This is a genomic window from Moellerella wisconsensis ATCC 35017, assembly GCF_001294465.1.
Taxonomy (GTDB): domain Bacteria; phylum Pseudomonadota; class Gammaproteobacteria; order Enterobacterales; family Enterobacteriaceae; genus Moellerella; species Moellerella wisconsensis.
The window spans coordinates 140128-152685 of the sequence record NZ_LGAA01000006.1; the positions used below are offsets into that span (position 1 = coordinate 140128).

The window sequence follows — 12558 nt, forward strand, 5'->3', positions numbered from 1 at the left end:
AGCCAAGGAAATGTATCGCATCATGTCAGACAAACAGCAAACAGAACATCAACAGGAATTGCTCGATAGCGCTGTAGCAGAAGGCGGAGCCTATGAAATACTGCGTAAGCGCCTGACTGACCAAGGACAACAACTAAGCCAGCGAGCAATCGAACTGAATGATCTGCGTCTGGAAGAATTTGGCCACAGTCAAATGGATATCATTGGCCGTATTCGTATTCGCAGTGAGAATAATTGCCAAGCAAGAGATATTGTCAGAGTCGGTGAATGGTTACTGTTTGGCTATAATGTTTTTCTCGGCCTAAAAAAAGAAACTCAAGTTGAAGATGTATTTTCCCTGTATCGCTTAGTCGAACAACAAGGGGAATTTGATGTTGAATCCGTACCGCTAGAAGAAACCTTTTTAAATATTCCCAGCTTTGTACAGGATTTTACCGAGCTATATACCTATTATAAAAATACTCAATTATTACAACTCGTTGAACGTGATGGAAAATTATTAGCCAGTTTTCAAATTGGTGAACGTCTCACCGATGTACGCGTTTTTCGTTGGTCAATTTCTAGCGATAAAAAAACGATTAGCTATTTAGATAATCGTGGTGAACGTGATATTGCCCTGCCCCCCGCCTATGATTTTGAATGGTATAAAACTACGCGAGAAAATACCGTTAATGGTCGCTATCCACATATCAATATTCTCGATACGGTATTTGTTGAAACAATTGGCGGTGACCTCACAATTAAATGTGAAAATAATACCGAAGATGGGTTAGGTATTTATCGTGAAGCGGTACTCGACAAAAATCAGTCTCTTGATGATGCCCAAATAGAATATGCACAAACAGGCACTCTGATTTTACTGAAAATTCTACCATACCGCGAAGATAACTGGCGTTACCTCGTGTATAACATCATAACCCAATCGGTACAGCGAATAGACGCAATTGGTCAGGCCTGCGTTCAACTACCAGAAGATCACGGTATTATTTTTCCCGGCGGTTATTATTTGCAAAGTGGCGAATACAAAACCTTCGAGCAGCCGATGGAAGGTATGCGCTTTCGGCGTACTCGCCGTTCCCCCAATGGGGAAGACGTTTTATATGTGTTTTATTCACCCAATCAAGGACGTATCGCACTCTTCAATTATAATTTAATTGAGCGAAAGCTAAATATTCCACTACTCGGTCACGGCTATGCCATGTTGGAAGATGGCAAAATGGTGCTGTTCGAAGGACAAAGTGAAGAACCAACCCGTGTACACCCAATGCAAGTATGGCAAACGCCATTCTATTCAGATGAATACGCCGATCAACAACCGCCACGAAACAGTTTTTTAGGCCGAATCGGTAATGCAGATTTAGTGCGCGGTATTTCTGATGTCCTGCATATCGCCAAAGAAATTGAAGGCCAACAAATTTCAGCGGCGCGTTATGAGCAACTCAGCCAACAGCCTCGACGTCTAATCGATATTTACTATTGGCTTAACGATGCCCAAAGCTTAAATCTTGGGGAATTACTCAAAGATATCGCGCAAACCAGTGAACGGGTTCTGGATGAATACGAAAAAGTTGAAAGTATTCGTCGTCAATCGATCAAAGCCCTTAATCAAGCCACGAGTCGCCAAAAATCGCTGCTCACCTTAATGGTCCCGGACAGTTGGTCAGATATTCAGCAATTTGTCGATAGCTTAAATCAACTTAATACACAACGGGGACATTTAATCTCCTTGAGAGAGCTCCGCTATATGGATCTCTCTCAGTTAGAAAGCATGGAGCAAGAAATCGCTGTTACTCAACAGCTTATCTCTCAAGCTACCGCCGATTTTTTAGCCAGTGAAAAAGCTTTACAACCACTGATCAAGCAATTACAGCGTCTTGAAGAACAAACACAAAAAGCCACAAATAGTGCTCAGCTCGAAATACCAATGTCTGGTATTGAACAAATGTCAGCGGATCTCGATATGCTGTCTAATTTAATGGCCTCACTTAAATTTGAAGATGCCACACAACAAACGCAAATTATCGAAGCTATTTCTGAAATTTACGCTAAATTAAACCAAACGCGAGCACGCCTACAACAAAAACGTAAACAACAAGGCGCGGTTGAATCTGTTGCTCAATTCGCTGCGCAATTTAGACTATTTAGCCAAGGGATCACTAATGCGTTAGCGCTCGCTTCCACCCCTGAATATTGTGATGATCAGCTATCACGTTTACTCATTCAGCTCGAAGAACTGGAAAGTCAATTTAGTGCGCATGATGAGTTTTTAGACAATATTCTAGCAAAGCGTGAAGAACTACTCGAAACCTTTGAATCTCACAAACAAACGCTATTAGATGAGCGCCAAAGAAAATCACAAAATCTACAAACTGCCGCAGACAGATTACTTGAAAGCCTCTTGCGCCGGACATCTCGCTTACAGTCATTAGATGAGCTTAATGCTTTCTTTGCCTCTGATCCTCTGAGTTTAAAAACTCGAGAGATCATCGAAAAATTACGCGAGCTAAAAGATAACGTAAAAGCTGATGATATTGATGCGCGCCTTAAATCTGCACGTGATCAAGCCATTCGTAGTCTGCGAGATAAAACTGATATTTTTGAAGATAATGGTAATATTATTCGCCTTGGGCCTCGCCATAGATTTAGCGTAAATACCCAACAGCCAGACCTGACTATTTTGCCTAAAGATAATCAGTTATGGCTCTATTTAACCGGCACTGATTATCAAGAACCGATTATTAGCCCCGAACTGGAAAAATTGCAGCCTTATTGGAGCGTGTCGTTAGAATCAGAATCAGCAACAGTATATCGTGCTGAATACCTTGCCTATTCAATTATTTATGCAGCTAGCAAACGGCAAGATGGTTTAAGCATTGAACAACTCACGGCTGAACTAACCCAGCCAGAAAAATTGGCTAAAACCGTACGCGATTTTGCTGCGCCTCGATATAAAGAAGGTTACGAAAAAGGCATTCACGATCACGATGCTATCGCGATTCTGAAACAATTAATTCCTGTGGCCCAAAATGCAGATTTACTGCGCTTTAATCCGACAGCACGAGCCATTGCGACCTTATTTTGGCAACAAAAACAGCATGAAGAACAGCCAGCATTGTGGCCAGAGCGAGCCAGAACCTCAATCAATATTCGACAATTATTCCATAACGATGAAGCTTTAAATGATTTACAGGCCGAAATTGAGGCAGATATTAGCTTGTTCTTAGAGCAGCATCCTATTCCTAGTGCAAACCATCAACAAACGGAAGCCGCAGAGTATTTAAGTTTGGCATTAGCACGTACGCCAATAGAATTCAGTTACAGCAAATATGCTCGCGAATTGGTCGAATCGCTGCAAATAGAACTTGAAAAAGCCCATATGTGGATTGATTTCAATCGCTCACAACAAAACTTAACTCAACGCCATGCACAGCGCTGGGCATTAATTCAAAATTGGTTACAAGGATTATGTTCTCGGGCTGAATATTCCCATCTGGCACCTTATATTCCGGGCGCAATTGCGGTACTCATGTTAGAAAAAACAGCAACCGCCCGTTATAGTGAAGTAGACCTCTATTTTAAAGTTTCAGGTCTGCTGGGGGAACATCCGCTTATCGATAATACTACGCTGCATCTAAGTCTGGATAATTATTTCAGCCGTATGCGAGAACAACGCAAACAATTTATACCGGCCTTCCGCCAATACCAAGAGCTACGCCAACAGGTACTCACTACAGAGCGGCAGCGTATTAGACTGCATGAGTTTAAAGCTCAGCCATTAAGTTCTTTTGTACGCAATAAGCTGATAAATGATGTTTATCTGCCCATTATCGGCGACAATATGGCCAAACAGATTGGTGCTCTCGGCGAAACTAAGCGTACCGATTTGATGGGGTTATTATTGATGATCTCGCCCCCTGGCTACGGAAAAACCACTTTAATGGAATATGTCGCCGATCGGCTAGGGTTGATATTTATGAAAATAAATGCGCCCGCATTAGGGCATAATGTTCTTTCGCTCGATCCAGAACAAGCGCCAAATGCAACGGCCAAACAAGAACTAGAAAAACTCAATTTGGCCTTAGAAATGGGTAATAATGTGATGTTATATATCGATGATATTCAACACACTCACCCAGAATTTCTGCAAAAATTTATTTCATTATGTGATGGTACACGACGTATTGAGGGGGTTTGGAAAGGTCAAACCAAAACCTACGATCTGCGCGGCAAAAAATTCTGTGTGGTAATGGCAGGTAACCCATATACCGAATCTGGCGAGCTATTCAAAATTCCAGATATGTTAGCCAACCGCGCAGATATCTACAATTTAGGCGAAGTGCTTGGCGGTATGGATGAAGCCTTTGCATTGAGCTATATTGAAAACAGTTTAACCTCGAATGCGATTCTGGCACCATTAGCTTTACGCGATATGAATGATTTGTATCTCTTTGTTGATAAAGCCATGGGTAAATCGGTTTCTACCAACTCACTAAGTTATCCGTATTCAGATGCTGAAATCAGTGAAATTGTAGCCGTCATTCAACGAATTGCCAGCCTACGTGATGTCGTATTAAAAGTTAATCAACAATATATTGCTAGCGCCGCACAGTCTGATAAATACCGAACAGAACCACCGTTCAAATTACAAGGCAGCTATCGTAATATGAATAAACTGAGTGAAAAAATATCCTCAGTGATGGATAACAACGAGCTTAACCGTTTATTAGATGATCATTATCTCGGGGAAGCCCAATTATTGACGACAGGAGCAGAAGAAAATCTGCTTAAATTAGCTGAAATCCGCGGTACACTCAGTGAAAAAGACGCTTTACGCTGGGCTCAAATTAAACGTGACTTTATGCGCAATAAAAATTTAGGCGGCGATAATAGCGATGTTGGTAACCGAATGGTTGCGCAATTAGCGGATTTAGTCGAAAGCGTTCAATCATTAAAAATAAATTAGAGTGAGATAAATGAAACTAAACTCAATAAAGATATGGCTAAAACAGCGACTGTTATTTTTATTGGGTTTAGCGCTACTATTAATCTTATTACAGCTGATAAATAGTCTCACTGCCGGAGGGTTGCTCTATTTTGGGCTTGTTCCGCGCTCAAGTCATGGATTAATTGGTATTTTTTGTGCTCCATTTATTCACGGCAGTTGGGGGCATCTCTTCAGCAATTTACCACCGTTACTTATTATGAGCGGTTTATTGCTGTATCAATCGATTAGGCAATTTATTTACGCCTCGCTGTTTATCATTATTATGGGCGGCTTACTGGTTTGGTTATTTGGTAGCTCGGCTATTCATATCGGAGCAAGTGGATGGATCTTCGGGCTATGGGCACTACTTCTGACGCAAGGCGTGCTGCGCCGTAATAAAATCGATATTATTATTGCCGTGATAGTTTTAATTTATTTTGGTGGTATGGCGAGCGGCCTACTGCCTGGGCAGCAATATATATCGACTAGTTCGCACTTATCAGGCGCAATCGCCGGCGTTTTATATGGCTGGATATTACGTAAAAAAGCAATCGGTAGAAAAAACACTAACGCCGCATAAAAAAACTGAGCCATTGAATTACATTATTGATACATCAAGATCACATCATTAATATTCTGGCTCAGTTTTCAATCGCTAATAATAACGCACTAATTAAAAGTTAATTAAACCATTTTACTGTGCATCTTTACCAAATTTAGGTGAACGCGGCCCGTATAAAATGCCATTTGGGTGACCAGCAAATAATAAGCGTCCACTGGTAATTCCAGCTATTTGATGGCTTTTATCCGTAATGCTGTCACTAATTTGGGTCACTACTGCTGACACTAACATGCCAATAATCCCACCGGACGATGAATTATTTTCAGTATTCGATGCTGTAGCACCGCCACTCCATAAAATATCACCACTGTGCGCATCAACAAGCTTAGCACCCACCGTTACACGCGTATCGCTCATAATAATTTGATACGAAGTACCGTATTGTTTTACATTTAAATAAAGTACGGCATCAGCGCCAAATATTTGATTTAACTTTTCTAAACTAACCGAGTTAATATCTAGAGCAGAGGTTAAGCCATTTTGTTTAAATGTTTCTTCTACCACGGCGACAGGAAAAACATAATAACCAGATTCCGCTAACGGCAATGTCACTTGTGACATAAAACCGTAGCTAGCCATCACTTCTGGCGTTTCATTCTGCGGCAATAGCACCAAAATACTTTTAGGTTTACTCTGTTTAAATGCAGAATAATCATATTGTTTTGGTTGAGTACACCCAGTCAACAGTAATACAGTTAGCATACCGCATAAGACAAAAAACGATTTCATTTTTTTATTCCTTTATTATTACTTAAAAGAAAATCCATGTATTTCGTTGATTCTGGGTAAAGTGATTTCTCCAAATTAAACTCGGAATAAGCCAAATCAATTTGACCTACATTGACATACAATAAACCTAAATGTGCATGTAATCCGGGAGCAACTGCCACATTTTGAGCCTTTGCTTGCTCAATATTTTTCTGTAATACAATAATCTGTTCTTGCGGTGAAGATTCTGTTTGCTGGTAGTATTGATAAATAGAATTCTGATAACCATCCCAATGATAAAGCGGCTTAGGTGATTGAGCACAACCGCTTAATAAGATAGCTAAAAGAATTAAACTAACCTTTATTGTTTTATGCATTAAAATATCCATTTTTATTTAGTGGGTTTCCAAGCCCCTGATTCAATGCCATCAACAAGATTATTAACGGCTTCGCGAATAGCCAAATCTAATACTTTTCCATTTAATGTAGAGTCATAACTTGCGGTTCCACCAAAACCGATAATCTCACGATTAGACAGCTCATATTCTCCAGCGCCTTGTGAGGAATAAACTACTTCTGACGTATTTACATTCACAATATTTAAATTAACTTTAGCGTAAGCAATTTGTTTTTTACCTCGACCTAAAATACCAAATAATTGATGGTCACCGACTTCTTTACGGCCAAATTCAGTCACATCACCAGTCACAACATAAGAGGCACCTTTTAATTGCTGTGCTTGGCCTTTAATTTTAGCTTCTTGCTGTAACTCATTCATATTAGTACGATCTAATACGTTGAAACGTCCAGTTTGCTGTAAATGAGTCACGAGGATAGTCTTAGATTGATTACCTAAGCGATCAACACCATCAGAAAAGACGCCATTCATAAAGCTTGAGCGATTATCAAATTTACCAACTGATATCGGACTACGCTCACCCTGATATTGCGTTTTATATGAATTCACCTTAGCCACTTCTAATGAACGAGATGATTCAGTAGCACAACCATTAAGTAAAATTGGCATAACTATAGCCGTAATAATAGCTATTTTTTTCATCGAAAATACCTTTGAATTTATAAGATTATTTATAACTAAAGAATGCGTATTTTAAAGCGATATCAAAAAATAAATAGTATTTATTTTATCAAAAAGAAAAATGAAACCGATAAGATAAAACCCTTTTTTTATATTTAAATCTAATTTAAACCAAACAACCAAGGTGATATCTGTTATATCATAAATAAAAATAAAAAATAAAATGAAACAACCAAAAAAACAACTTATTTATAAAAACGCATACAATAAATAGGATAATTTAATAATAAGAATGTTTAAGCTACATTGAAGTTAAATATAAATAATAATTAATAAATAATTAATTAAATAATAAATTTAATTAATTCTATTATTTTGAATATAGCTTGAGCTACGTATAGATATCTAGAATCATTATTTACTTGGACGCCTACAATATTTATTTAAAAATGATTCTATTTTTCACTCAACTTCTCGATAACGAGCAAAAAGAAGCCGAGACAAATCGTCCCAGCAATTTTCTACGTCAGCAATAAGTTAGAAAAATATTTACTACTTATCTATTTTTACTCCCTGCTATGCGAGATCACCATCTAGAACATTAACGAAATCCACGGCTATGATTTTTTGCTGACCAGTTAAAAGTCTCGTCGCTTGGTGATAATTTATCTTTTCTTTTCTGTGCTTTTATTTTATTAGCGGCCTGTTCGATTTCTTTAGAGATCTCGCTGATTATCTGATCTTTGGCTTTATTTAGCTCCGCATTGGTTAACTCTCGGCCAAGTTTTTTACGTTCTTGACCTAAGCGTGTTTTGACTCGCATTTGCTGCGCCGCGGTCATATCTTTCAGTGTTAATTTTTTCATTTAGTCCCCTATCGTAGCGTTAAGATGATGAGCCACCAGCCTAAGATTGGCTGATACCAAGGCCATAGACTTGTTTCCTAATGACGATGAGTTGCTACAAACTGATTATAAATGAGCTAAATAAAACCATTTATAATACGATTGTAAGTTATTAACAGACTATTTAATAACATAAAGGAGTATAAAAAGTCTGTTTAATTAATCATATTAGTGAAATAACAGCAAAAATAATATGACCGGGCTAGACGATAACCCTCTAAATTTTGACATAAAAATTCGATTGATGGAGATAATAAATTGATAGGGATAAGAAATGAAAAACCCAGCCACTGAATTTCAGCGCTGGGTCTATACTTTCTAAACCAAATAATGATCCTCTATAACGGTGAATTATTCCACCGTAACAGATTTAGCTAAATTACGCGGTTGATCAACATCAGTGCCTTTAATCAAAGCCACATGGTACGACAACAACTGTAACGGTACGGTATAGAAAATAGGTGCGATTAGCTCTTCAACATGCGGTAATGGAACGATTTTCATATTATCGCAATCAACAAAGCCGGCATCTTGATCGGCAAACACATACAATAAGCCGCCGCGTGCGCGTACCTCTTCAATATTGGATTTGAGTTTTTCCAATAATTCATTGTTTGGCGCAACAATAATAACCGGCATATCAGCATCAATCAGTGCTAATGGTCCGTGTTTTAACTCCCCAGCCGCATAAGCTTCAGCGTGAATATAAGAAATTTCTTTCAGCTTTAATGCGCCTTCAACGGCAATAGGGTATTGATCGCCACGGCCTAAGAATAAGGCATGATGCTTATCAGAAAAATCCTCCGCTAACGCTTCAATCACTTTATCTTGCGATAACATACTCTCAATACGTGCAGGTAAGGCATGTAATGCATTGGCAATATTTTGCTCTATCTCCGGAGCTGCGCCTTTTAAGCGCCCCATATATGCCACCAGCATTAATAATACCGTCAATTGCGTGGTAAATGCTTTAGTTGATGCGACACCAATTTCAACCCCAGCTTTAGTCATCAATGCAAAGTCAGATTCACGCACTAATGACGAGCCAGCAACATTACAAATCACTAATGAAGAGAGATAACCTAACTCTTTAGATAAGCGTAATGCAGCTAAGGTATCAGCTGTTTCGCCAGATTGAGATAAAGTAATCATCAAGCTGCCTTTACGTGGCGCTGGTTTGCGATAACGATATTCTGAAGCAATTTCAACATCACAAGGAATACCCGCTAAAGATTCAAACCAATAACGAGCCACCATGCCGGCATTATATGAAGTTCCGCAAGCCACAATTTGAATATGCTCAACTTGCGATAAAATATCATTCGCTTTTGGGCCTAGTTCACTTAAATCAATTTGATTATTCTGACCAAAACGTCCTGCTAACGTATTTTTGATAGCCAATGGCTGCTCATAAATTTCTTTTTGCATATAATGACGATAAAGGCCTTTATCACCGGCATCATACTGCACACTAGATTCAATTTGTTCGCGCTCTACTGGATTGCCAGATTTATCATAAATATGTACTGAGCGACGAGTTACTTCAGCAATATCACCTTCTTCAAGATAAATAAAACGACGAGTAACAGGCAATAGCGCTAACTGATCTGAAGCCAGGAAGTTTTCTCCCATACCCAGACCAATCACTAACGGGCTACCAGAGCGAGCAGCAACTAATAATTCAGGCGCTCGGCTATCCATAATTACCGTGCCATATGCACCGCGTAATTGAGGGATAACGCGTTGAACAACCTCTAATAAGCTACCGCCTTTTTGTTGTTCTTGATGCACTAAATGGGCAATTACTTCAGTATCTGTTTCAGAGCTAAAAACATAGCCTTGTGCTTGTAATTGTTGTTTTAGTTCTTGATAGTTTTCAATAATACCGTTGTGAACAACCGCAATATAGCCCGAAGTATGCGGATGCGCATTGCGTTCGCTAGGAACACCATGTGTTGCCCAACGAGTATGTGCTATCCCCGTGCCGCCAACAACAGCTTGTTTTTCAGCTTCTTCTGCCAACATTTGGACTTTACCCACTTCACGCAGACGCGTGAGATGGCATTCACTATCAACCACTGCCAAACCGGCAGAATCATAACCACGGTATTCTAAACGACGAAGCCCTTCGATCAGAATTTCAGCGATATCACGCTGCGCTACTGCACCAACAATTCCACACATCTTGTTTATTCCTAATTTAAGAGCTTAGCTCTTATATCGTGTCGCTGCCTGATTGCTATTCGGCTATTTGCCGTTCCCCGAGTCTTGTAGAGAGTGGGGTTTATTATTGATCTATTTTGCTACCACAACATTGGAACAATAAGGGGACAGTATCCCCTCAAATTTTAAGGTCTATTTTTTATTTTTTACTGGGCGATCCCAGTGCTTAATATGCATTTGTTTTACGCGGCTAACCACTAAGCCAGCTTCGGTTACATCACGAGTCACGGTAGTACCGGCGCCGATAGTCACGCCATCAGCAATCGAGACTGGGGCAACTAGTTGGGTATCAGAGCCGACAAAAACATCATTACCAATAATCGTTTTAAATTTATTGGCGCCATCATAATTACAAGTGATGGTTCCCGCACCGATATTTACATCGCTACCGATATCCGCGTCACCAAGATAGGTTAGATGGCCAGCTTTAGAACCTTCGCCTAATTTAACGTTTTTCAATTCAACAAAATTACCGACATGGGCTTTTTTAGCTAATTTAGCTCCCGGACGCAAACGAGCAAACGGTCCAACCGTACATTCGGTCGATAATTCGGAATTTTCAATTACCGTATATGGGCTGATCACTGAATTATCGCCAATAGTACAGTTTTTCAAAACACAGCCGGTTTGGATATGAACGTTATTGCCTAAAGTAACATTGCCTTCAATAATCACATTGGTATCAATAATAACATCGCGACCATGAGCCAACGTTCCTCGCAGATCGAAACGCGCAGGATCGATTAACATAACTCCTGCCAGCAATAACTTTTCAGCTTGTTCTTGCTGGTAGATACGCTCTAATGCGGCTAGTTGTAACCGATTATTTACGCCTTCCATCTCACTGAGGTGACTCGGCTGAACGGTCTCAATTTTGTTACCTTCTTGGTGTGCTAAGGCGATAATGTCGGTAATATAATATTCACCTTGCGCATTATCATTATTTAATTGCGCTAACCAACGTTTAAAGTCTTTACCACTAGCGACCATAATACCGGTATTAATTTCGGTAATTTTACGTTGCTCTTCGGTGGCATCTTTCTGTTCGATAATACCAACAACTTGACCATTTTCGCGTACGATACGCCCATAACCGGTCGGATTATCTAAAATCACAGTTAATAAGCCAATACCACCTTCAGGTTTAACCTGAATCAATCGTTCAAGAGTACTTTTTGCAATTAACGGAACATCACCATATAACATGATAATATCTTCATTATCATCAAAATGAGGAGCCGCCTGCTGCATTGCATGACCCGTACCGAGCTGTTCTGCCTGTAAAACCCAATTGAAATCTTGTTCACCGAGTTTTTCTTTCAGTAAATCACCGCCATGGCCATACACTAAATGGATATTTGAGGCGCCGAGTGATTTAGCTGTATCAACCACATGCTGAACCATTGGTTTTCCCGCGAGTAAATGCAGTACTTTCGGTAAGTTAGAATACATCCGAGTACCTTTACCCGCAGCAAGAATAACAACACTTTTTCTTTGCACAGTCATAATAATCCTGAAACTCCAACGAGAAGATGAAAGTAAACCTATTTCTGCTATAAATTACTACATATTTCGTACAAATAAAAAAGCCAGTTAGTTTTTAGACTAACTGGCTTTCATCATGCTGCTTTTATTACATCAGCTTTCTTGTTAATTCAATAACACGAAGTTTAGCAATAGCTTTCGCTAATTCTGCTGATGCCTGAGCATAGTCCACGTCGCCGTGAGCTTTACTAATATGCTCTTCCGCTCTACGTTTAGATTCCAGCGCACGCGCTTCATCTAAATCTTTACCGCGGATAGCAGTATCAGCCAGTACGATAACTACATCAGGTTGAACTTCTAAAATACCGCCAGAGAGGTAAATTAGCTCTTCATCGCCAGATTCTTTAGTAATGCGTACCATGCCCGGTTTTATGGCAGTCAATAATGGGGTGTGTTGAGGATAAATTCCTAACTCACCTTCACTACCGGTCACCTGTACTTTTTGAATAGCGCCTTCAAACATCTTTTTTTCAGCACTAACCACAGTCAGATGGAGTTTTGCTTCTGCTACCATATCAACCTCTCTTCAGCCG

General features: G+C 39.6%; 9 protein-coding genes. 2 read left to right on the plus strand and 7 right to left on the minus strand.

The window, feature by feature from the left end; translation table 11 throughout:
* Positions 1 to 22 precede the first annotated feature (22 nt).
* Together M992_RS03065 and M992_RS03070 are read left to right on the plus strand one after the other, a co-directional pair.
* On the plus strand, positions 23 to 4963 hold the full coding sequence (locus M992_RS03065) for a DNA repair ATPase (RefSeq protein WP_053907273.1): 4941 nt from the start codon (positions 23 to 25) through the stop codon (positions 4961 to 4963).
* Between the two features lie 10 nt (positions 4964 to 4973).
* A complete protein-coding gene (locus M992_RS03070; protein WP_174721762.1) occupies positions 4974 to 5564 on the plus strand; it encodes a rhomboid family intramembrane serine protease in 591 nt (196 codons plus the stop codon).
* Positions 5565 to 5678: 114 nt separating this feature from the next.
* On the opposite strand, the gene M992_RS03075 is transcribed toward M992_RS03070, so the two are convergent.
* The 7 genes from M992_RS03075 to M992_RS03105 form a co-directional block, all read right to left on the minus strand.
* Positions 5679 to 6335, minus strand: a complete 657-nt coding sequence (locus M992_RS03075; RefSeq protein ID WP_053907274.1) for a DUF799 domain-containing protein — start codon at positions 6333 to 6335, stop codon at positions 5679 to 5681.
* On the minus strand, positions 6332 to 6691 hold the full coding sequence (locus M992_RS03080; RefSeq protein WP_053907290.1) for a DUF4810 domain-containing protein: 360 nt from the start codon (positions 6689 to 6691) through the stop codon (positions 6332 to 6334). The genes M992_RS03075 and M992_RS03080 overlap by 4 nt, the downstream gene beginning before the upstream one ends.
* A gap of 14 nt (positions 6692 to 6705) precedes the next feature.
* Positions 6706 to 7374, minus strand: coding sequence for a CsgG/HfaB family protein (locus M992_RS03085; RefSeq protein ID WP_047254859.1), 669 nt, complete (start codon positions 7372 to 7374; stop codon positions 6706 to 6708).
* Positions 7375 to 7954: 580 nt separating this feature from the next.
* On the minus strand, positions 7955 to 8218 hold the full coding sequence (locus M992_RS03090) for a YjbD family protein (RefSeq protein ID WP_047254860.1): 264 nt from the start codon (positions 8216 to 8218) through the stop codon (positions 7955 to 7957).
* 390 nt (positions 8219 to 8608) lie between these two features.
* The gene (gene glmS, locus M992_RS03095) at positions 8609 to 10441 is read right to left on the minus strand and encodes a glutamine--fructose-6-phosphate transaminase (isomerizing) (protein WP_047254861.1); all 1833 of its coding nucleotides are present in this window, start codon (positions 10439 to 10441) and stop codon (positions 8609 to 8611) included.
* A gap of 171 nt (positions 10442 to 10612) precedes the next feature.
* Positions 10613 to 11986, minus strand: a complete 1374-nt coding sequence (gene glmU / locus M992_RS03100; RefSeq protein WP_047254862.1) for a bifunctional UDP-N-acetylglucosamine diphosphorylase/glucosamine-1-phosphate N-acetyltransferase GlmU — start codon at positions 11984 to 11986, stop codon at positions 10613 to 10615.
* A gap of 127 nt (positions 11987 to 12113) precedes the next feature.
* Positions 12114 to 12539 (minus strand): F0F1 ATP synthase subunit epsilon, encoded by a 426-nt coding sequence (locus tag M992_RS03105; RefSeq protein WP_053907275.1) that lies wholly within the window; start codon positions 12537 to 12539, stop codon positions 12114 to 12116.
* Positions 12540 to 12558: the final 19 nt, after the last annotated feature.